This window comes from Klebsiella sp. K-3 (genome assembly GCF_051207495.1).
GTDB lineage: Bacteria > Pseudomonadota > Gammaproteobacteria > Enterobacterales > Enterobacteriaceae > Klebsiella > Klebsiella aerogenes.
This window is the reverse complement of sequence record NZ_JBPNXF010000005.1, coordinates 302,294-323,561: the sequence shown is the minus strand read 5'-3', so window position 1 is coordinate 323,561 and position 21,268 is coordinate 302,294. Positions and strand designations below refer to the sequence as shown.

Below are 21,268 nucleotides of genomic sequence, written 5' to 3'. Positions count from 1 at the left end.
CCCGTAATTCATTACCGAGTCTCTATCATGTCCGAGCCGAAACGGCTGTTTTTCGCTCTTGAACTGCCGAAAGCGATACAGAAACAGATTATTCACTGGCGCGCCGCCCATTTTTCCGACGATGCCGGAAGGCCGGTCGCCGCCGATAACCTACATCTGACGCTGGCGTTTCTCGGCGACGTCAGCGCTGAAAAACAGCGCGCGCTGTCGGCAATGGCCGGACGCATTCAACAACCGCCATTTACCCTGACGCTCGACGACGCCGGCCAGTGGCTGCGCTCTCGCGTAGTCTGGCTCGGTACCCGCCAGCCGCCGCGCGGCATGCTGCAGCTGGCAAATATGCTGCGCGCTCAGGCGGCGCGAAGCGGCTGCTATCAAAGCCCACAGCCGTTTCATCCGCATATCACCCTCCTGCGCGACGCCCGCCACGCGGTGCCGATCCCGCCGCCGGGTTTTTGCTGGCAGGTGCCGGTCAACGAATTCGTGCTTTATGAGTCCAGCTTTCTCCGCGGTCGCACCCGCTACAACGTGCTGGAACGTTATCCATTTACCAGGGAACTCTGATGCTGTTCACTCCGCCTTTGCAGTCCGCCACTTTAATTAAACGTTACAAACGGTTTCTGGCCGATGTCGTCACGCCGGAGGGCCAGGAGCTGACGCTGCACTGCCCGAATACCGGCGCCATGACCGGCTGCGCTGCGCCGGGCGATACCGTCTGGTATTCCACTTCCGATAATCCTAAACGTAAATATGCACATACCTGGGAATTAACTGAAACCCAACAGGGCGCGGTGATCTGTGTCAACACGCTGCGGGCCAATACTCTGGCGAAGGAGGCGGTACTCGCCGGAAATATCCCTGAGCTTGCCGGGTATAACATTCTGAAAAGCGAAGTAAAATATGGCGAAGAAAATAGCCGAATCGACCTTATGTTACAGGCAGAAGGCCGCCGTAACTGCTATATTGAAGTGAAATCGGTTACGTTGGCGGAAAAAGAGTACGGTTATTTTCCCGATGCCGTTACCGCACGCGGCCAGAAGCACCTGCGGGAGCTAATGAGCGTCGCGGCCGCAGGCCATCGGGCCGTGATTTTATTCGCCGTGCTGCATTCGGCGATAGACCGTTTCTCACCCGCGCATCATATTGATGCCAAATACGCACAGCTGTTGATAGAGGCGCAGGAAAAGGGGGTAGAAATTCTCGCCTGGAAAGCGGAACTTTCTACCAAAATGATGACTCTGAATAAGCCGATTGCCGTGGCGTTAACCCCCGGTAATTAAAAGGCTAAATTGTGTCCGGTTCGCGAGCGCAAATACGCTTTTCTTCACAGCGTTGTCAAGTGTAACGTTTAGATAATTGCTATCCGGAAAAGCATCTGCTATTTATAGCGGCCTGATTTTTCCCCCACATGGGGATCGATAGTGCGTGTTAAGGAGAAGCAACATGCAAGAAGGGCAAAACCGTAAAACATCGTCCCTGAGTATTCTCGCCATCGCTGGGGTGGAGCCGTACCAAGAGAAGCCGGGCGAAGAGTATATGAACGAAGCCCAGCTGGCGCACTTCAAGCGCATTCTTGAAGCATGGCGTAATCAACTCAGGGATGAAGTGGATCGCACCGTAACGCATATGCAGGATGAAGCTGCCAACTTCCCGGACCCGGTCGACCGTGCCGCGCAGGAAGAAGAGTTCAGCCTGGAGCTGCGTAACCGCGACCGCGAACGTAAACTCATCAAGAAGATTGAGAAAACACTGAAAAAAGTCGAAGACGAAGACTTCGGCTTCTGCGAATCCTGTGGCGTGGAGATTGGCATTCGCCGTCTGGAAGCGCGTCCAACAGCTGACCTGTGCATCGACTGCAAGACGCTGGCGGAAATTCGCGAAAAACAGATGGCGGGTTAATCCCAGCTACCTCACTCTCTGGCGGGAGTTTCTCCCGCCTGATTCCCCTTGTGTTTAACATGACCGACTCAGACTATATCGGGCGCTTTGCTCCCTCACCTTCCGGCGAACTCCACTTCGGCTCATTAATCGCCGCCCTTGGCAGCTATCTACAAGCGCGGGCGAAAGGCGGTATCTGGCGCGTACGCATTGAAGATATCGACCCGCCGCGGGAAGTTCCTGGCGCCGCCGACACCATTTTGCGACAGCTCGATCGCTACGGTCTGCACTGGGACGGCGAAGTACTGTGGCAATCCCAGCGGCACGATGCTTATCGCGAACGCCTTGCCTGGCTGCGCGATCGGGATCTTTGCTACTACTGCACCTGCACCCGCGCGCGCATTCACAGCGTCGGGGGGATCTACGACGGTCACTGTCGCGATTTGCGCCTTGGCGCCGAAAACGCCGCGCTGCGCCTGCGCCAGACCCGTCCGGTACTGGAATTTTATGACCAGTTGCGCGGGACCCTCGTCGCCGACGAACCGCTGGCGCGGGAAGATTTCATCATCCATCGTCGCGACGGGCTGTTCGCCTATAACCTGGCGGTAGTGGTTGACGACCATTTTCAGGGGGTCAGCGAAATCGTTCGCGGCGCCGATCTTATCGAGCCAACGGTACGACAAATTTCGCTGTATCAACACTTTGGCTGGCCTGTACCAGACTACGTGCACCTGCCGCTGGCGCTGAATACCGAAGGTAATAAGCTCTCAAAACAGAACCACGCCCCGGCCCTGCCGGAGGGCGATCCGCGCCCGGAAATTGTGCGGGCATTAACATTTTTGAATCAGGATGTCGTCGAGGATTGGCAAGCGCTGAGTATTGAAGATTTACTCAAACAAGCGGTAGCCAACTGGCAGCCTGCAAAAATCCAGCATTCTCAAATGGCTCCCGCTGAGCTATGATTAGCCGCTATTTTTGCTCGTCGCCCTTCAGGTTGCCCCTGAATTTGCCGTTTAAATGCAACCTGAAGCCCATAGAGTAATGTTTTATCCGAAGTTCGTCTGACACTACGAGGTGCACCATTTTTACCCGAGTCGCTAATTTTTGCCGCAAGGTGCTAAGCCGTGAAGAGCGCGAGGCAGAGGCTGCCGCCGTCGAACAAACGCATATGACGGTGATCCCGCGTGAACAGCATGCAATTTCCCGCAAAGATATCAGTGAAAACGCGCTCAAGGTGCTCTATCGACTGAACAAGGCGGGCTACGAAGCTTACCTGGTCGGCGGCGGCGTTCGCGACCTGCTGCTGGGCAAGAAGCCAAAAGATTTTGACGTCACCACCAGCGCGACCCCGGATCAGGTACGTAAACTGTTCCGCAACTGCCGCCTGGTCGGCCGTCGCTTCCGCCTGGCGCACGTGATGTTCGGGCCGGAAATCATTGAAGTCGCCACCTTCCGCGGCCATCACGAAGGCCACACCAACGACCGCGTCACCTCCCAGCGCGGCCAGAACGGCATGCTGCTGCGCGATAACATCTTCGGCTCTATCGAAGAAGATGCCCAGCGCCGCGACTTCACCATCAACAGCCTTTATTACAGCGTGGCGGATTTCACCGTACGTGACTACGTTGGTGGAATGCGCGATCTGCAGGAAGGGGTAATTCGCCTGATTGGCGACCCGGAAACCCGTTACCGTGAAGATCCGGTGCGTATGCTGCGCGCGGTACGCTTCGCCGCCAAACTCCATATGCGCATCAGCGCCGAAAGCGCCGAGCCAATTCCGCGTCTGGCCGCCCTGCTACACGACGTACCGCCAGCGCGTCTGTTTGAAGAAGTGCTGAAGTTGCTGCAGGCAGGTTATGGTTATGAAACCTATCAACTGCTGCGCGAATACAGCCTGTTCCAGCCGCTGTTCCCGACAATCACCCGCTACTTCACCGAGCGTGGCGATAGCCCGATGGAACGTATCATTATCCAGGTGCTGAAGAATACCGATAACCGCCTGCATAACGATATGCGCGTCAATCCAGCGTTCCTGTTCGCGGTCATGTTCTGGTATCCGTTGCTGGAAATGGCGCAGAAAATCGCGCAGGAGAGCGGGCTGGCCTATTACGACGCCTTCGCGCTGGCGATGAACGATGTACTGGATGAAGCCTGCCGGACGCTGGCAATCCCTAAACGCATCACCACCCTGGTGCGCGACATCTGGCAGTTGCAGCTACGTATGTCCCGCCGTCAGGGCAAACGCGCGTGGAAACTCATGGAGCATCCGAAGTTCCGCGCCGCCTATGACCTGCTTGAACTGCGCGCAGGCGCCGAGAACAACCACGAACTGCAGCGCCTGACCAAATGGTGGGGTGAGTTCCAGGTGGCCGCGCCGCCGGAACAGAAAGATATGCTCAACGATCTCGGCGACGATCCCGCTCCGCGCCGTCGCCATCGCCGCCCGCGTAAACGCGCGCCGCGTCAGGGTAACGCATGACCCTGGTCTATATCGCCATTGGCAGTAATCTTGCCTCGCCGCTCGAGCAGGTGAATGCCGCTATCCGCGCGCTGGCCGACATTCCGGACAGCCGCGTGGCGAGCGTGTCTTCGCTCTACCGTACGCCGCCGCTGGGGCCGCAGGATCAGCCCGACTATCTCAATGCCGCCGTCGCGCTTGAAACCTCGCTCGCGCCAGAAGCGCTGCTCGATCACACTCAGCGCATTGAGCTGCAGCAGGGACGGGAGCGCAAAGCCGAACGCTGGGGGCCGCGTACGCTGGACCTCGACATCATGCTGTTTGGCGATACGGTCATTAACAGCGAGCGTCTGACGGTGCCGCACTACGATATGAAAAATCGCGGTTTTATGCTCTGGCCGCTGTTTGAAATCGCCCCACAGCTCCACTTCCCCGATGGCCTCGCCCTTCGCGCCGCGCTGGAAAATCTGGGCGCCGAAAAACCCGCTCTCTGGTAACCCCTACTCCCTTTTTTAGCATTTACGGCGATAGTGGTAATCGGTTGCCCAAAATCATTGCCCCCCTGAATGCTGCTGTTAGAATGCCGGTTAATATGACTTTCATCATCAGGAAACGTTATGAAACCGACCACCATTGCCCTGCTGCAGAAATGCAAACAGGAGAAAAAGCGCTTCGCCACTATCACCGCCTACGACTACAGCTTCGCTAAGCTTTTTGCCGATGAAGGCATTAACGTCCTGCTGGTGGGCGATTCGCTGGGGATGACGGTACAGGGCCACGACTCCACGCTGCCGGTGACCGTTGACGATATCGCTTACCACACCCGCGCGGTTCGTCGCGGCGCGCCGAACAGTCTGCTGCTCGCCGACCTGCCGTTTATGGCCTACGCCACGCCGCAGCAAACTTTCGAAAATGCCGCCGTCGTGATGCGCGCCGGCGCCAATATGGTCAAACTTGAAGGCGGCGCGTGGCTGGCTGATACCGTCAGGATGCTGGCGGAACGCGCGGTACCGGTTTGTGGTCACCTCGGCCTGACGCCGCAGTCGGTGAACGTTTTTGGCGGCTATAAAGTTCAGGGGCGAGGCGATGCGGCGCAGGCGCTGTTCGATGACGCGTTAGCCCTGGAAGCGGCTGGCGCGCAGCTGCTGGTGCTGGAGTGCGTGCCGGTAGAGCTGGCAAAACGCATTACCGAAGCGCTGACGATCCCGGTTATCGGCATCGGCGCAGGTAACGTCACCGACGGGCAAATCCTGGTGATGCATGACGCTTTCGGGATCACCGGCGGCCATATTCCTAAATTCGCGAAGAATTTCCTCGCAGAAGCGGGCGACATCCGCGCCGCGGTACGGCAGTATATTGCCGAAGTCGAATCCGGGGTCTATCCGGGCGAAGAACATAGTTTCCATTAAGGAGTCTTGTTGTGCTGATAATTGAAACCCTGCCGCTGCTGCGCCAGCATATCCGTCGTTTACGCCAGGAAGGCAAGCGCATTGCGCTGGTTCCCACCATGGGCAACCTGCACGATGGCCATATGAAGCTGGTCGATGAAGCCAAAGCCTGCGCGGATGTCGTGGTGGTCAGTATCTTCGTGAATCCGATGCAATTTGACCGTCCGGACGATCTGGCGCGCTATCCGCGCACCCTGCAGGAGGATTGCGAAAAGCTGAACAAGCGTAAGGTCGATTTTGTCTTTGCTCCGGCGCCGGCGGAAATTTATCCGCAGGGTACTGAAGGACAGACTTTCGTTGACGTTCCTGGCCTGTCGACCATGCTGGAAGGCGCCAGCCGTCCAGGCCACTTCCGTGGAGTCTCAACCATTGTCAGCAAGCTGTTCAACCTGGTGCAGCCGGATGTCGCCTGCTTCGGCGAGAAAGATTTCCAGCAGCTGGCGCTGATCCGCAAAATGGTCGCCGATATGGGCTACGACATCGAGATCGTCGGCGTGCCGATTATCCGCGCGAAAGACGGCCTGGCGCTAAGTTCGCGCAACGGTTATCTGACCGCCGAACAGCGCAAAATCGCCCCGGGTCTGTACAAAGTGCTGAGTTCGGTGGCGGATAAACTTGCCGCTGGCGAGCGTAACCTCGAGGAAATCATTGCCATCGCCGAGCAGGAGCTCAACGAATCAGGTTTTCGCGCCGACGATATCCAGATCCGTGATGCCGACACCCTGCTGGAGCTCACTGATGCCAGCAAACGCGCGGTGATCCTGATGGCGGCATGGCTGGGCCAGGCGCGTCTGATTGATAACAAAATCGTCGAGCTGGGCCAGTAGTCCGGAACGAAAAATCGGGTTATTTTCTCAAAGCGGATGCCGTGTCCGCTTTGCTACATAAAGGTTGGAAGGTAGAAGTTATGATGCGTAATATGCTGCAGGGCAAGCTCCACCGCGTTAAAGTCACGCAGGCTGACCTGCATTACGAAGGGTCCTGCGCCATTGACCAGGATTTCCTCGAAGCGGCCGGTATTCTGGAAAATGAAGCCATTCATTTGTGGAACGTGACCAACGGTAACCGTTTCTCGACTTATGCGATCGCCGCCGAGCGTGGTTCGAAGATTATCTCCGTCAACGGCGCTGCGGCGCACTGCGCAAGCGTCGGCGATATCCTCATTATCGCCAGCTTCGTGACCATGTCTGACGAAGAAGCCCGCACCTGGCAGCCGAAGATCGCCTATTTCGAAGGCGATAACGAAATGAAGCGCCAGGCGAAAGCTATTCCGGTGCAGGTCGCCTGATTCTTACGGCGCTGCGCTCAGCCGCAGCGCCGGTTTACCCTTGCGGCTGATTGCTGATAAGCCGCGACATCGTCTCCAGCGAATCGGTACGCAGGATATACAACCGCTTCAGCAGGAACGGATTATCCCCCGGTTTCACCTTCCCTCTCACCGTCGTTACCGCCAGATGAAAACCGGCATCGTTCGCCGCCTTGACCGCCGTGGCGTTATAGCCGCCGAACGGATACGAAAGATACAGCACGTGCGGATTAAACTGGCTCAGCGCTCGCCGGGAACGCTCGAAATCAAAGAGAATGTTGTGATAATTCCGGCTGAGTAATATCGGGTGACGGGCGGCATCGACCCGGTGCAGAAAATGGGTATGCGACTGCACATCAAACACGTCCTGAATCTGTCTGAGCTCAGAGATACTCATAAACTGCAGCGATTTCGGATCCCACTTTTGCGGATGACGTTTGATCCGCGATGAGATAATAAATGCCGTAGCGTGGAAGCCGTACTGCTTGAGGATCGGATAAGCGTAGCGATTCACCGACTTGAGGCCGTCATCAAAGGTAATCACCACCGAGCGCGCAGGCAGATTAACCTTGTTACGTAAATACCCTTCCAGTTGATACATCGTCAGCGTGGTATAGCCCTGGTCACGCAGCCAGGTCATCTGGTTACTGAAAGCGCGCACCGAGGTGGTGGTCGAGGTATGGCGGAAACGGCTATTTTCTTCATCACGCAGAATATGGTGATAAGTCAGTACCGGAATGCCGTTATCCTCCTGCGCGTCCAGGCTGCTTACCCACGCCAACCGGTTGCCGATACGAATCTGATACCAGGTCTGATTAAGGCGGTCTTTCAGCTTGCTGATAATGGGATAGCGCAGGTTATTCGCTAATGTACCAAACGGCGGGCTGCCCACTGACGGCGCATCGTAAACCGGCGTGTCTTTCCAGGTCAGCAGGTTCTGGTTGCTCAACGGCTGATGTAAATCACCCAGATTATCCTCAACCCGTTTCGCGCCCTGCACCGGCCCCAGGTGTCCTTTATCAATAAAGCCAGTACCGAAGCCGAAATTGAATTCATAATAGTCTGCCGTGGTCGGCACCACGGCGAGGATCTGCCCGGCGCGAACGTTGCCGACGCTCACTACATGGTTGCCGACCTGCGCCCAGATATCGGCATCTTCCGTGATTTGCATATAGCGTGCGGGGACGCCCTGTTGGCTGAGCAGGCTGGCGGAAACGCTGACTGACGTCAGCAAAAGGAATAATGTTATGACTCGGGCAAACATGCGCATCGAACCGGTAAACCTGAATGCCGCCATTGTAACAAAAGCGGCATCAATGCTAATGCCTAATTTCCGAACGTATCATGCAGTAGACGAAAAGGCGGATTCTTTTGCTGTTGATGCCAAAGACTGCTCACCGTCGGGCCTCCAGCGCTAACGATAGCATTACGGAAGGCATCACTGCTGAGGGTATAGCGCTGTAAATACATTTCCTCCAGCAATGGATAGCGAATGCCGGAAATAACTTCACAGTGGGTGTGTTTGTGACTCATCAGCGCGGCGGCGCGATATGGCGCGGCACCGGTTTTATCGGTGAGAAAAATCACGCCATCGCCGCAGTCCGTGGCATGTAGCGCATCGCACATCATGCGGCTCAGCATATTGACGCTCAGATTACGCCAGTAATTCACCGCCCGGCACTGCGCCAGCGGGCCAAACTTTTTCTCCAGACGATCCAGCATCTCCTGCGCCAGCTCATCATGGCAGGTAATTACCCAACCTAACATCGCCTACCTCCTTAGCAGGCAAACAATTTAGCAGGGCAAGCGTTGAGGTGGGGTGATGGGTATCAAAAATTACCGCTTAGCGCCCCGGCAAGGTGAAATTAGCGGGGGCGCTTGTAGAGAGGATTAGCTACGCAGGCCACGCCCACGCTGGATCAGGTACCAGCACAGAATATAGAAGGCCACGATAAACACCACCAGCACACCAAAGGTGGTCGCCAGCGGGACGTCATGAATGCCGAGGAAGCCAAAACGGAAGCCGCTAATCATGTAGACGATAGGGTTGAGATGCGACAGCGCCTGCCAGAACGGCGGCAGCAACGTCAGCGAATAGAACACCCCGCCCAGGTAGGTCAGCGGCGTCAGCACGAAAGTCGGGATCAGGCTGATGTCGTCGAAGGTTTTCGCAAACACCGCATTGAGCAGGCCCGCCAGCGAGAACAGAATTGCCGTCAAAATCAGCGTCAGGGCGACAAACAGCCAGGAATGAACCTGGAACGGGACGAAGAACAGCGAGATAGCCGTCACCAGAATGCCGACACACAGCCCACGCGCCACCCCGCCGCCGACGTAACCGGCGATCACCACGTGGGTTGGCACCGGCGCCACCAGCAGTTCCTCAATGTTGCGCTGGAACTTGGCGCTAAAGAACGACGAAGCGACGTTGGCGTAGGCGTTGGTGATCACCGCCATCATAATTAGCCCCGGCACGATAAACTGCATATAGGTAAAACCGTGCATCTCGCCGATCCGCGAGCCGATCAGATTGCCAAAGATGACGAAATAGAGGGTCATGGTGATCACCGGCGGCACCAGCGTCTGAACCCAGATACGCATAAACCGGTGGATCTCTTTGGTCCAGATGCTTTTCAGCGCGACCCAGTACAGCTGCATCATGCTGATTCTCCTTTTTTGTCGTGCACCAGCGTGACAAACAGCTCTTCCAGACGGTTGGCCTTGTTACGCATACTTAATACCTGCACGCCCTGGGCGCTTAGCTGGGCGAAAACGCTGTTAATCCCCTGCTCGCGCAGGACTTCAACTTCCAGCGTCGAGGTATCAACCAGCCGGTACTGATACCCGTCGAGGGTCGGCAGCGGGCTTTTCGGCGCCAGATCGAGGATAAAGGTTTCCGATTTCAGCTTAGCCAGCAGCGCCTTCATCGAGGTGTTTTCCACCAGCTCGCCGCTCTGGATAATGCCGATATTGCGGCACAACATTTCCGCCTCTTCCAGATAGTGGGTCGTGAGGATAATGGTGGTGCCTTTATCGTTGAGATCTTTGAGGAAACCCCACATCGAGCGACGTAGCTCGATATCAACGCCAGCGGTGGGTTCATCAAGAATGAGCAGCTTCGGCTCATGCATCAGCGCGCGGGCAATCATCAGGCGGCGCTTCATCCCGCCGGAGAGCATACGCGCGCGTTCATTGCGCTTTTCCCACAGATCGAGCTGTTTCAAATACTTTTCGCTACGCAAAATTGCTTCTTTACGCTCAACGCCGTAGTAACCCGCCTGGTTAACCACGATTTGCTGTACGGTTTCGAATGGGTTGAAGTTGAACTCCTGCGGCACCAGCCCGAGCTGGCGCTTGGCGTTCACCACATCTTTTTCCAGGTCGTAGCCAAATACATTAACCTGGCCGGAGGTTTTATTAACCAGCGAACTAATGATACCGATAGTCGTGGATTTCCCCGCGCCGTTCGGGCCCAGCAGCGCATAAAAGTCGCCGGCTTCAACCTGCAGGTCGATGCCTTTCAGCGCCTGAACCCCGCCGGGATAGGTTTTCTTGAGCTGTTTTAATTCCAGAGCAATGGTCATTAAATGTCTCTTCTCGTGTCTTCACATCTAATTTCCCCAAATAATTCATGTTGCAGGAAGGCGGCAAATGAGCGAATCCCCAGGAGCTTACATAAGTAAGTGACTGGGGTGAACGAGTGCAGCCAACGCACCTGCAGCATGAAGTATGACGGGTAAAGATTGTTTTCAAAAAGGTGAGCTTACCCTATATTAGCGCAACGCACTTACTTGGTTACAGGCCGTAAACGTCCATGAATGATATAGATACACTCATCAGCAATAATGCACTATGGTCAAAAATGCTGGTGGAAGAGGACCCCGGCTTCTTTGCGAAATTGTCGCAGGCGCAGAAACCGCGCTTTCTGTGGATTGGCTGTTCCGATAGCCGCGTCCCCGCGGAGCGCTTAACCGGCCTGGAACCCGGTGAGTTGTTCGTGCACCGTAACGTCGCCAATCTGGTGATCCACACCGACCTGAACTGCCTGTCGGTGGTGCAATACGCCGTTGACGTACTGGAAGTCGAACACATTATTATCTGCGGCCACTACGGCTGCGGCGGCGTACAGGCGGCGGTCGAAAACCCGGAACTGGGGCTTATTGATAACTGGCTGCTGCACATTCGCGATATCTGGTTTAAACACAGCTCGCTGCTCGGTGAAATGCCGGAAGATCGGCGTCTGGATACGCTTTGCGAACTGAACGTGATGGAGCAGGTATACAACCTGGGTCACTCGACAATCATGCAATCGGCGTGGAAACGTGGCCAAAAGGTGACGATCCACGGCTGGGCTTATGGTATTCACGACGGACTACTGCGCGATCTTGATGTCACCGCCGTCAGCCGGGAAACCCTCGAGCAGCGCTATCGCCACGGGATTTCCAATCTCAAGAGCAAGCACGCCAACCATAAATAGCCGCCGCCCTCACCGCCCCGGATAAGGCGCTCGCCTTATCCGGGACCGCAACAATAATTACTCGTCCAGCAGGATCACTTTGCCGACGTACGGCAGGTGGCGATAGCGCTGAGCGTAATCGATACCGTAACCCACCACGAACTCATCCGGAATCGCAAAACCGACAAACTCCACCGGCACGTTCACTTCACGACGGCTTGGTTTATCCAGCAGCGTGCAGATAGCCAGCGATTTCGGCTCGCGCAGGCTGAGGATTTCGCGCACTTTAGACAGGGTGTTGCCGGAATCAATGATGTCTTCGACGATCAATACGTCTTTACCGCGAATGTCTTCATCCAGGTCTTTAAGGATTTTGACATCGCGGGTGGTGGACATGCCGCTGCCATAGCTGGAGGCGGTCATAAAGTCGACTTCATGCGGCACCTGAACCTCACGGCACAGGTCAGCCATAAACATAAATGAACCGCGCAGCAGACCCACCAGCACCATTTCGCTGCCGCTGTCTTTATAGCGTTCATTAATTTGACGACCCAGTTCGGCGATACGCGCTTTGATCTCGGCTTCCGGGATCATCACTTCTACAGTATGTTTCATTAAACTAACCATTTGATTCTTAGGATAAATCTTCAAAGCCGTTGCTTTCACATCGACGTTGACCGGCAAGCGATACAGTATACCAGCAAAACGAAATCTTCGGTGCAGTGAATAATAAAGCCATATTTGTGATTCCGATCACAGTTGTTAAATCCTATAATTAATTGCAGTTAAAAAATTAACAACTGAAGAGTGTCTTTCTATGGCAGAAACAAAATCTCAACAATCACGGTTACTCGTCACGCTGACGGCGCTATTTGCCGCCTTCTGTGGCCTGTATCTGTTAATCGGTGGGGTATGGCTGGCCGCTATCGGCGGTTCCTGGTACTACCCTATCGCAGGCCTGGTGATGCTGGCCGTCACCGTCATGCTGTTCCGCGGCAAGCGCGCAGCGCTGTGGCTGTATGCCGCCCTGTTGCTGGCAACCATGATTTGGGGGGTATGGGAAGTCGGTTTCGACTTCTGGGCGCTGACGCCGCGTAGCGACATCCTGGTCTTCTTCGGCATCTGGCTGATTCTGCCATTTGTCTGGCGTCGCCTGCCGGGCTCTTCCGCTGGCGCCGTGGGCGGTCTGGTTATCGCCCTGTTGATTAGCGGCGGGATCCTGACCTGGGCCGGTTTTAACGACCCGCAGGAGGTGAACGGTACGCTGAGCGCTGACGCGACGCCTGCCGCGCCGATTTCTACCGTCGCCGATAGCGACTGGCCGGCCTATGGCCGTAACCAGGAAGGCCAGCGTTATTCGCCGCTGAAACAGATTAACGCCGACAACGTGAAGAACCTGAAGGAAGCCTGGGTATTCCGCACCGGCGACCTGAAGCAGCCGAACGATCCGGGTGAAATCACTAACGAAGTGACGCCGATTAAAGTTGGCGACACGCTGTATCTGTGCACCGCGCACCAGCGTCTGTTCGCGCTTGACGCGGCCAGCGGTAAAGAGAAGTGGCATTTTGACCCGCAGCTGAACGCCGATCCGTCGTTCCAGCACGTGACCTGCCGTGGCGTTTCCTATCATGAAGCCAAAGTAGATAACGCCCCTGCCGACGTCGTCGCCGACTGCCCGCGCCGTATTATTCTGCCGGTCAACGATGGCCGCCTGTTCGCGGTGAACGCCGACAACGGTAAGCTGTGCGAAACCTTTGCCAACAAAGGCATTCTCAACCTGCAGACCAACATGCCGGTGACCACGCCGGGCATGTATGAACCGACGTCGCCGCCGATTATCACCGACAAGACTATCGTCATTGCCGGCGCGGTAACCGATAACTTCTCAACCCGCGAGCCATCAGGCGTGATCCGCGGCTTTGATGTGAATACCGGTAAACTGCTGTGGGCCTTCGACCCGGGCGCGAAAGACCCTAATGCGATCCCGAGCGATGAGCATCACTTCACACTCAATTCACCTAACTCCTGGGCGCCTGCCGCCTATGACGCTAAGCTGGATTTAGTCTATCTGCCGATGGGCGTTACCACGCCGGATATCTGGGGCGGCAACCGCACGCCGGAACAGGAACGTTACGCCAGCTCTATCGTGGCGCTGAACGCAACCACCGGTAAACTGGCGTGGAGCTACCAAACCGTACACCACGATCTGTGGGATATGGATATGCCGTCGCAGCCGACGCTGGCCGACATTGATGTGAACGGTAAAACCGTACCGGTGATTTACGCTCCGGCCAAGACCGGCAACATCTTCGTGCTGGATCGCCGTAATGGCGAACTGGTGGTCCCGGCGCCGGAAAAACCGGTTCCGCAAGGTGCGGCGAAAGGCGATTATGTCGCTAAAACCCAGCCGTTCTCCGAGCTGAGTTTCCGTCCGAAGAAAGACCTGACCGGCGCAGACATGTGGGGTGCCACCATGTTTGACCAGCTGGTGTGCCGCGTTATCTTCCATCAGATGCGCTATGAAGGTATCTTCACTCCGCCGTCTGAACAGGGCACGCTGGTGTTCCCTGGTAACCTGGGGATGTTTGAATGGGGCGGTATCTCCGTCGATCCAAACCGTCAGGTGGCTATCGCCAACCCGATGGCGCTGCCGTTCGTCTCTAAATTAATCCCGCGCGGCCCGGGCAACCCGATGGAACCGCCAAAAGACGCGAAAGGCTCTGGTACCGAGTCCGGCGTTCAGCCGCAGTATGGCGTCCCGTTCGGCGTCACCCTGAACCCGTTCCTGTCGCCGTTTGGCCTGCCGTGTAAACAACCGGCATGGGGTTATATCTCGGCGCTGGATCTGAAGACCAATGAAGTGGTGTGGAAAAAACGCATCGGGACGCCGCAGGATAGTCTGCCGTTCCCGCTGCCTGTCCCGCTGCCGTTCAATATGGGTATGCCGATGCTGGGCGGTCCGATCTCAACCGCCGGTAACGTGCTGTTTATCGCCGCCACCGCCGATAACTACCTGCGCGCTTACAACATGAGCAATGGCGAAAAACTGTGGCAGGCGCGTCTGCCGGCAGGTGGCCAGGCGACGCCGATGACCTATGAAGTGAATGGCAAGCAGTACGTTGTCATCTCTGCAGGCGGTCATGGCTCGTTCGGTACCAAGATGGGTGACTACATCGTTGCCTACGCGCTACCGGATGACGCGAAGTAAAATGCAAAACGGCAACGAAAGTTGCCGTTTTTTTATTTGCCCCCCTCACAGGAGAAGGCGGCAGGTCGCACAGCCCTAAACGGTGAACCCCAACATCATCCCGGTATCTTCATGCTCCAGCAGATGACAGTGCGCCATATAGGCAAACTCCTTTGGCGCCTGATGATCGAACTTCACCAGCACTTCACTCACCCCGCCCTCCACTCTTACCGTATCCTTCCAGCCGCGACGATGCGCCGCCGGCGCCTGGCCATTTTCACTCAGAATACGGAATTGCGTGCCATGAATATGGAAAGGATGCAACATCATGTCGCCCTTGCCGGAGATCAGCCAGCGCTCGTACTGACCTCGGGCCGCGGCAAACATCGGCACATTCATATCAAAGGCTTTGCCGTTGATGCGGTTGGCGTTATGGAAATCGAAGCCCTTTCCTGATGAGGTTCCATGCGCCATGCCGCCGCCATGGTTCATATTCTTCATTTCACCATGATTCATATTTCCCATATTGTTCATGTCGCCATGCTCCATCATTCCATGGTTCATACCGGACATCGCCTGGTCGCCATATTTCTTCATCAACGCCTGCATTCCCATCATGTCGAGCATAGGATCCATCGACAGCTGCAGCGTGCGCTGCGTCAGCCCCTCCAGTGAGGGCAGCGCAGGCATCGCCGCCAAAGTATCGGGTAACTTACCGGAGGCCGGGATCAATAGCGGCTGTATACGGAGCACCGGTTGCGGTTTATCAAATGGCGCAATCGCCATCCCCATCTGGCTCACCGGCAGCGTCTGCAGATCAAATGCCTTCCCATCGCGGGTATCAATCAACACCTCAAATCGTTCACCCATCAGCACCGACAGTTCGCTCACTTTGACCGGTTCCGCCAACAGGCCGCCGTCGCTTGCTACTACGTACATTGGGCGGCGATCGCTGGTAGCGAAATTCAGCGAGCGGGCATTACAGCCATTAAGCAGACGCAGGCGCAGCCAACCGCGCGGCGGAGCGTGTTCGGGATACAGCGCGCCGTTCGTCAACAGGGTATCGCCAAACCAGCCAACGGCGGCGCTCATGATATCGAGCTGATAATCTATTTCGCCATTGGCATTGAATCTTTTGTCCTGCACGATCACCGGAATATCATCAATTCCCCACTGCTTCGGTAGCAGTAATTGCCCGCTTTCGACATCTTCAATCAGCACCAAACCCGCCAGCCCCATCGCGACCTGACGGCCGGTTTTACCATGCTGATGAGGATGGAACCAGCAGGTTGCCGCTCGCTGCGTCGGCGTAAATTTCACCGTCCTTGAGGCTCCTGCGGCGATGACGCCCTGCGGACCGCCATCGACTTCGCCAGGCACTTCCAGTCCGTGCCAGTGGACCGTGGTCTCCTCCGCCAGGCGGTTATGAATATCTACCGTTACCGCTTCACCTTGCTTCAGCTTCAACGCGGGGCCGAGGAGGTTGCCGTTATAGCCCCAGGTCGTCGCAAGATGCGGGCCAAACTGCGTCTTTCCGGCTTGAATCGTCAGCGTAATGCGATTGCGCGCGTCGGCGGTCAATAAATCCGGAACCGGCAAAGCCGGACGGCCGGCAGCGAATACCGAACGGCTCCAGAGCGGTAAGGCGCTGACCGCGCCAAGCGCGGCGCCTAATTTGATAAACTCACGACGTTGCATTTTCACATCCTTTTATTCTGCTGGTGAATATTTAAGCTTAAACCCTCCCGCAACGGGAAGGTCAAGCAGAAGCTTGTGAATAAAGCTCTGCGTGGTGTAAAGAAGTATGCTAACTTTGATTGTCCGTGTTTCAATGGTAGAAAAAATGAAGACGTTTTTCAGAACAATGCTGTTTGGCAGCCTGCTCGCCCTCTCCGCCAATAGCTATGCATTAAACGAGTCCGAAGCGGAAGATATGGCTGATTTAACGGCGGTATTTGTATTCCTGAAAAACGATTGCGGCTATCAAAATTTGCCAAATACGCAAATTCGCCGCGCGCTGGTCTTTTTTGCCCAGCAAAACCAATGGGATCTCAGCAACTACGATAGCTTTAATATGAAAGCATTAGGTGAGGACAGCTATCGCGATCTCAGCGGTATCAAAATCCCGACCGCCAAAAAGTGCAAAGCTCTGGCGCGTGACTCCCTTAGCCTGCTGGCCTATGTGAAGTAAGCCTATCTGCAGCCGCGGCGATGCGGCTGTCTCTGTAGATTTCTGACTTCCCATCTCCGTTAATATTGACTAAACATGAATTCATTAAACAATATTTTTATTTCATGCTCTCGGTTATTCTCTCTTTTTATTAATTAACTGTAAGCTTAATTTATCTGTAAAAATCACATTCGAGAGTAAACAATTCAACTCATCGTTTATTGCAAAGACCTGCTGGCTAATTAAAATCGCCTGCAACCTCTCTTATTGCAATGGAATGACATTTTGAATATCTCACCTGTTTTTCGCTTACTTCCGTTCACTGTTCTCATGTTAGCTGGCTGCCAGGCGCATCGTCAGGCTAACGCTCCCATAACGCCACCAATCGCCATCGCCACCGACGCGCAGCAGAATGAAAAGCTGCGGCTGGCCGCTGAGCAGGAGCGACTTAATGCCTGCCGCCAGGCGTTGGATTCGTTAAAAGAAGTCAATCCGAAAGAAGCTTCAAGACTGGGTAGTGAATTCACCGCCCTGATAGGCGCGGCGTCGCAATATAACTCAGTGCGTACGAAAGTCGCCGACCCAACCCGTCAGGGCATCGATTCCATGTATCAATTTAAATCCATTAAGCTTTGCGCCGATATTGAAAAGTCGCTGATCGATAGCCTGGTCATGCGCGGCGATAATGCGGTGAAGTGACAGGCGCCATGATAAATCGCCTTAATATATTGACGCTGGCCTTCATTTTGCTGGCGTCCCTTTTTATTAGTCATGCGCACGCGGATGACGGCGCGCCTGCGTTTCTCAACTATGTCCAGCAGCAGGAGAAAAAAGAGAAGAAAGAGATACCTCCGGCACCGGAGGTCAGTAAACCCGCCAGGGTCAGCGAGAACAACACGGCAGCGCTGCACAAAAAACTGGCCGCGCAAAAAATTCTCATCGCCGACAAAGATAAGACCATCCGCCAACTACAGGCACAGCTCAAATCGCCACCTCCCGCCAGGATGCCAGCGACGGTAGATAATGCAGCGATGAATAACACTATCGAACAGCTCCAGCGCCGGATCGCTGCTTTGGACACGGAAAACAAACGGCTTGTTCAGCAAGTCCATACCGTCCAGCAGGAAAAAGTCGACGCCGCGGATAATCTCAAACGCTCTGCCGCCGCTCTGCAGGCGCAAAAGGTACAGCTCAACGCGCTGGAGACAGACAAGCAGGCGCTGAGCGATAAGCTGGCTACGGCAATGGCGGAGCAGCAGAAACTGAGCGCCGAACTCGCCGGCGTAAAAACCACCGCCGCCACGACAGCCAAAGCACCCACGCTAAACCTCAGCAGCGCTCCACAGCAGCAGGCATATTCGGTTGGCGTGTCGATAGGGCAAGATGCGCTTAAAACGCTGTCCAGCCAGGCCGCTAAGGGGTTAAACCTGCAACAGGAAACCGTTCTTAAGGGCATTAACGATGTTTTTGCCGGTAAGCCGGCGCTGGATGAACAAGCGCGCAATAAGGCGCTTTTCGACGTCTCGCAGCGGTTATACAAGAACATTGATAAGCTTGAGCAACACACTCTCCGCGAAGGCAAAAAGTATCAACAGCAATTTGCCGCGCAGAAAGGCGTAGCGCTTAAAGCGGGTATTTACAGCCGTATAGACTACCCCGGTAAAGGTAAGGTCGCTGATAACGATATCGTCACCGTCGTTATCAAAGAAAGCTTGATCGACGGTACCGTGATAAACGATATGGAAGCCGAAGATAAGGTCTGGTCACAGGCGCTAAGTCAGTATCCCGCGACCTTCCGCGAACCGCTTAAACGCCTGAATAACCATGGCGCCATCACTATTGTTGTTCCACCGGAGCGGGCCTACGGCAGCAAAGGAATCCCTGGAAAAATTCCGCCTGGCGCGACGATGGTGTATACCGTGCGAATTGTTGACGCCAGGCCCAACAGCGACCAACAGCCTAAAGCATCTGCGCCGAAAGCCTCACGCTAAGCGAGAGTTCCGCCAAACTTCAGATGGTTTACTATTCACCATATCAATCTCTACCTATAGTTGGCTATGATGTGGTGCCCGCTTTGCGGGCGCGACAGAAGTTAACAAAGGAGGAGTAAGCCATGGCCGAGAGTAATCAGTGGCATGAGACGCTGCACGACCATTTTGGTCAATATTTTACCGTTGATAACGTGCTGTACCATGAGAAGACCGATCATCAGGATTTAATCATCTTCGAAAATGCGGCATTTGGCCGCGTGATGGCGCTTGATGGCGTGGTGCAAACCACCGAGCGCGATGAGTTTATTTATCATGAAATGATGACCCACGTTCCGCTGCTGGCCCATGGTCACGCAAAGCACGTGCTGATCATTGGCGGAGGCGATGGCGCGATGCTGCGCGAAGTCTCCCGCCATCAACATATCGAAACCATTACCATGGTGGAAATCGACGCCGGGGTGGTCTCGTTCTGCCGTCAGTATCTCCCAAACCATAACGCCGGCGCCTATGACGACCCGCGCTTTACGCTGGTGATCGATGACGGCGTGAACTTCGTCAACCAAACGTCACAAACCTTTGATGTCATTATCTCCGACTGTACCGACCCGATTGGCCCCGGTGAGAGCCTGTTTACCTCGGCGTTTTATGCCGGTTGTAAACGTTGCCTGAACCCCGGCGGAATTTTCGTTGCTCAGAACGGGGTAAGCTTCCTGCAGCAGGATGAAGCGGTCGGTAGCCATCGCAAACTCAGCCATTACTTCAACGATGTCAGCTTCTATCAGGCGGCGATCCCGACCTACTATGGCGGCATCATGACCTTTGCCTGGGCGACCGATAATGAAGCCCTGCGTCATTTGTCGACGGAAATTATTCAGGCCCGCTTCCATAGCGCCGGGCTGAAATGCCGTTATTACAACCCGGCAATTCATACCGCGGCTTTCGCGCTACCGCAGTACCTGCTGGATGCGCTGTCCGCCAGCTAACCTGAAACGAGGAGGTGAACCAAATTGAAAAAGCTTAAGCTGCACGGCTTCAACAACCTGACTAAAAGCCTGAGTTTTTGTATTTACGATATCTGCTACGCTAAAACCGCCGAAGAGCGCGATGGCTATATCGCCTATATCGATGAACTCTATAATGCCAATCGCCTGACGGAAATCCTCTCCGAGACCTGTTCAATCATTGGCGCCAACATACTCAACATCGCACGCCAGGATTATGAACCCCAGGGCGCAAGCGTCACCATTTTGGTTAGCGAAGAGCCTATCGACCCGCAGCTTATCGATCAGAGCGAGCATCCGGGCCCGCTGCCTGAGACCGTGGTCGCACATCTCGATAAAAGCCACATCTGCGTGCATACCTATCCGGAAAGTCATCCGGAAGGCGGTCTGTGCACCTTCCGCGCCGATATTGAAGTCTCCACCTGCGGCGTGATTTCACCGCTGAAGGCGCTGAACTACCTGATTCACCAACTGGAATCCGATATCGTAACCATTGATTATCGCGTGCGTGGTTTCACCCGTGATATCAATGGTATGAAGCATTTTATCGATCATGAAATCAACTCTATTCAGAACTTCATGTCAGAAGATATGAAGTCGCTGTATGACATGGTGGACGTGAACGTCTATCAGGAAAATATGTTCCATACCAAAATGATGCTGAAAGAGTTCGATCTGAAACACTACATGTTCCACACCAAACCGGAAGAGTTAAGCGAGCAAGAGCGCAAGGTGATTACCGACCTGCTGTGGAAAGAGATGCGGGAAATTTATTACGCCCGCAATATACCTGCGGTGTAATGCCTGAAATGCCCGGCGGCGCTTTTGCTTGCCGGGCCTACGGTTCCGCGCCGCCCGGCACAAAACGAATCATTAACGCTGCTGCATAAATTCACGGTATGCGGCAAGCACCTGCAGGAAATCCTCCACGCCGCAAAGAGAGAGGCTCTCTTCGTCGTAGTAGTTCATCCCCTCTTCCATTTCATCGCCGGAAAATTCCAGTTGGTTGGCGCGGATCATCACTTCTTCGCCATCCAGCCACAACGTATATTCATGGCCGGCCCGCTGCCAGGAACGTTCACTGCCTTTCACGGTGCGCGCTGCCTGTTCCACTTCATCCAGAAGGGCCAGGTTATCTTTCACCTCTTCGTTGAACCAGTGACCAATCGCCTCATGGTCCATCGACATTCGCACCTTTACCACACCGGTAATATCGCGCAGAAATTCGTAATCCATAATCTTTTCCTCTGCAAGGGCAATGCGTCACCGCTGCACTGTACCCATAACCTAATTATCGCAGCAGACAGGAAGAAAAAAAGCGCAACGGGTGGGAGGTTTAAAAATAAAAATGCCCGCTGATGCAATGTTCAGCG

General features: G+C 55.0%; 24 protein-coding genes. 16 read left to right on the top strand and 8 right to left on the bottom strand.

From position 1 onward, the window contains the following. Nucleotides 1-27 precede the first annotated feature (27 nt). The 9 genes from thpR (at nucleotide 28) to panD (ending at nucleotide 7,072) form a co-directional block, all read left to right on the top strand. Nucleotides 28-564, top strand: a complete 537-nt coding sequence (thpR, locus tag ACSEMK_RS10260) for an RNA 2',3'-cyclic phosphodiesterase (RefSeq protein WP_087860857.1) — start codon at nucleotides 28-30, stop codon at nucleotides 562-564. Further along, complete coding sequence (gene sfsA / locus ACSEMK_RS10255; RefSeq protein WP_045390098.1) at nucleotides 564-1,280, top strand: DNA/RNA nuclease SfsA; 717 nt, start codon at nucleotides 564-566, stop codon at nucleotides 1,278-1,280. The genes thpR and sfsA overlap by 1 nt, the downstream gene beginning before the upstream one ends. 163 nt (nucleotides 1,281-1,443) lie before the next feature. Then, complete coding sequence (dksA, locus tag ACSEMK_RS10250; RefSeq protein WP_007373199.1) at nucleotides 1,444-1,899, top strand: RNA polymerase-binding protein DksA; 456 nt, start codon at nucleotides 1,444-1,446, stop codon at nucleotides 1,897-1,899. Nucleotides 1,900-1,958: 59 nt separating this feature from the next. Then, on the top strand, nucleotides 1,959-2,840 hold the full coding sequence (gene gluQRS, locus ACSEMK_RS10245) for a tRNA glutamyl-Q(34) synthetase GluQRS (RefSeq protein WP_430914848.1): 882 nt from the start codon (nucleotides 1,959-1,961) through the stop codon (nucleotides 2,838-2,840). Between the two features lie 119 nt (nucleotides 2,841-2,959). Then, nucleotides 2,960-4,357, top strand: coding sequence for a polynucleotide adenylyltransferase PcnB (gene pcnB / locus ACSEMK_RS10240; RefSeq protein ID WP_087860859.1), 1,398 nt, complete (start codon nucleotides 2,960-2,962; stop codon nucleotides 4,355-4,357). After that, a complete protein-coding gene (gene folK / locus ACSEMK_RS10235) occupies nucleotides 4,354-4,833 on the top strand; it encodes a 2-amino-4-hydroxy-6-hydroxymethyldihydropteridine diphosphokinase (protein WP_430914847.1) in 480 nt (159 codons plus the stop codon). Before pcnB ends, folK begins: the two co-directional genes overlap by 4 nt. A gap of 120 nt (nucleotides 4,834-4,953) precedes the next feature. Continuing rightward, the gene (gene panB / locus ACSEMK_RS10230) at nucleotides 4,954-5,745 is read left to right on the top strand and encodes a 3-methyl-2-oxobutanoate hydroxymethyltransferase (RefSeq protein WP_213794588.1); all 792 of its coding nucleotides are present in this window, start codon (nucleotides 4,954-4,956) and stop codon (nucleotides 5,743-5,745) included. An 11-nt stretch (nucleotides 5,746-5,756) separates the two neighbouring features. Continuing rightward, on the top strand, nucleotides 5,757-6,611 hold the full coding sequence (gene panC, locus ACSEMK_RS10225) for a pantoate--beta-alanine ligase (RefSeq protein WP_213317269.1): 855 nt from the start codon (nucleotides 5,757-5,759) through the stop codon (nucleotides 6,609-6,611). A gap of 80 nt (nucleotides 6,612-6,691) precedes the next feature. Continuing rightward, nucleotides 6,692-7,072, top strand: coding sequence for an aspartate 1-decarboxylase (panD, locus tag ACSEMK_RS10220; RefSeq protein WP_087860863.1), 381 nt, complete (start codon nucleotides 6,692-6,694; stop codon nucleotides 7,070-7,072). 34 nt (nucleotides 7,073-7,106) lie between these two features. Here the strand turns inward: panD and ACSEMK_RS10215 are convergent, their stop codons facing one another. From ACSEMK_RS10215 to ACSEMK_RS10200, 4 genes are all read right to left on the bottom strand, one after another. Then, nucleotides 7,107-8,360, bottom strand: a complete 1,254-nt coding sequence (locus tag ACSEMK_RS10215) for a polysaccharide deacetylase family protein (protein WP_213317268.1) — start codon at nucleotides 8,358-8,360, stop codon at nucleotides 7,107-7,109. Nucleotides 8,361-8,416: 56 nt separating this feature from the next. Next, a complete protein-coding gene (locus ACSEMK_RS10210; protein WP_015368202.1) occupies nucleotides 8,417-8,857 on the bottom strand; it encodes a PTS sugar transporter subunit IIA in 441 nt (146 codons plus the stop codon). 123 nt (nucleotides 8,858-8,980) lie between these two features. Then, nucleotides 8,981-9,751, bottom strand: coding sequence for an ABC transporter permease (locus tag ACSEMK_RS10205; RefSeq protein ID WP_015368203.1), 771 nt, complete (start codon nucleotides 9,749-9,751; stop codon nucleotides 8,981-8,983). Beyond that, nucleotides 9,748-10,674, bottom strand: a complete 927-nt coding sequence (locus tag ACSEMK_RS10200) for an ABC transporter ATP-binding protein (protein ID WP_015368204.1) — start codon at nucleotides 10,672-10,674, stop codon at nucleotides 9,748-9,750. Before ACSEMK_RS10200 ends, ACSEMK_RS10205 begins: the two co-directional genes overlap by 4 nt. 230 nt (nucleotides 10,675-10,904) lie before the next feature. On the opposite strand from ACSEMK_RS10200, the gene can reads away from it, so the two are divergent. Beyond that, a complete protein-coding gene (gene can / locus ACSEMK_RS10195) occupies nucleotides 10,905-11,567 on the top strand; it encodes a carbonate dehydratase (RefSeq protein ID WP_045390077.1) in 663 nt (220 codons plus the stop codon). A 57-nt stretch (nucleotides 11,568-11,624) separates the two neighbouring features. Here can and hpt read toward each other — a convergent pair whose 3' ends face one another. Together hpt and ACSEMK_RS10185 are read right to left on the bottom strand one after the other, a co-directional pair. Further along, a complete protein-coding gene (hpt, locus tag ACSEMK_RS10190) occupies nucleotides 11,625-12,161 on the bottom strand; it encodes a hypoxanthine phosphoribosyltransferase (RefSeq protein ID WP_015368206.1) in 537 nt (178 codons plus the stop codon). A gap of 19 nt (nucleotides 12,162-12,180) precedes the next feature. After that, complete coding sequence (locus tag ACSEMK_RS10185) at nucleotides 12,181-12,285, bottom strand: hypothetical protein (RefSeq protein ID WP_370429761.1); 105 nt, start codon at nucleotides 12,283-12,285, stop codon at nucleotides 12,181-12,183. Between the two features lie 78 nt (nucleotides 12,286-12,363). Here ACSEMK_RS10185 and ACSEMK_RS10180 point away from each other — a divergent pair, with 78 nt between their 5' ends. Further along, nucleotides 12,364-14,754, top strand: a complete 2,391-nt coding sequence (locus ACSEMK_RS10180; protein WP_430914846.1) for a glucose/quinate/shikimate family membrane-bound PQQ-dependent dehydrogenase — start codon at nucleotides 12,364-12,366, stop codon at nucleotides 14,752-14,754. A 75-nt stretch (nucleotides 14,755-14,829) separates the two neighbouring features. On the opposite strand, the gene cueO is transcribed toward ACSEMK_RS10180, so the two are convergent. Beyond that, nucleotides 14,830-16,431, bottom strand: a complete 1,602-nt coding sequence (gene cueO, locus ACSEMK_RS10175) for a multicopper oxidase CueO (RefSeq protein ID WP_430914845.1) — start codon at nucleotides 16,429-16,431, stop codon at nucleotides 14,830-14,832. Nucleotides 16,432-16,576: 145 nt separating this feature from the next. On the opposite strand from cueO, the gene ACSEMK_RS10170 reads away from it, so the two are divergent. The 5 genes from ACSEMK_RS10170 to speD all read left to right on the top strand — a co-directional run bounded on the left by ACSEMK_RS10170 (nucleotide 16,577) and on the right by speD (nucleotide 20,696). Continuing rightward, nucleotides 16,577-16,924 carry a YacC family pilotin-like protein gene (locus ACSEMK_RS10170; RefSeq protein ID WP_087860926.1) on the top strand — a complete coding sequence of 116 codons (348 nt, stop codon included), beginning with the start codon at nucleotides 16,577-16,579 and terminating at the stop codon, nucleotides 16,922-16,924. 264 nt (nucleotides 16,925-17,188) lie between these two features. Next, on the top strand, nucleotides 17,189-17,602 hold the full coding sequence (locus tag ACSEMK_RS10165) for a hypothetical protein (protein WP_087860867.1): 414 nt from the start codon (nucleotides 17,189-17,191) through the stop codon (nucleotides 17,600-17,602). 8 nt (nucleotides 17,603-17,610) lie between these two features. Continuing rightward, nucleotides 17,611-18,894 (top strand): FKBP-type peptidyl-prolyl cis-trans isomerase N-terminal domain-containing protein, encoded by a 1,284-nt coding sequence (locus ACSEMK_RS10160; protein WP_430914844.1) that lies wholly within the window; start codon nucleotides 17,611-17,613, stop codon nucleotides 18,892-18,894. A 122-nt stretch (nucleotides 18,895-19,016) separates the two neighbouring features. Beyond that, nucleotides 19,017-19,877, top strand: a complete 861-nt coding sequence (speE, locus tag ACSEMK_RS10155) for a polyamine aminopropyltransferase (protein ID WP_087860869.1) — start codon at nucleotides 19,017-19,019, stop codon at nucleotides 19,875-19,877. A gap of 24 nt (nucleotides 19,878-19,901) precedes the next feature. Next, nucleotides 19,902-20,696, top strand: a complete 795-nt coding sequence (speD, locus tag ACSEMK_RS10150; protein WP_015368213.1) for an adenosylmethionine decarboxylase — start codon at nucleotides 19,902-19,904, stop codon at nucleotides 20,694-20,696. A 72-nt stretch (nucleotides 20,697-20,768) separates the two neighbouring features. On the opposite strand, the gene yacL is transcribed toward speD, so the two are convergent. After that, complete coding sequence (gene yacL, locus ACSEMK_RS10145) at nucleotides 20,769-21,131, bottom strand: protein YacL (RefSeq protein ID WP_430914843.1); 363 nt, start codon at nucleotides 21,129-21,131, stop codon at nucleotides 20,769-20,771. Between the last annotated feature and the right edge of the window lie 137 nt (nucleotides 21,132-21,268).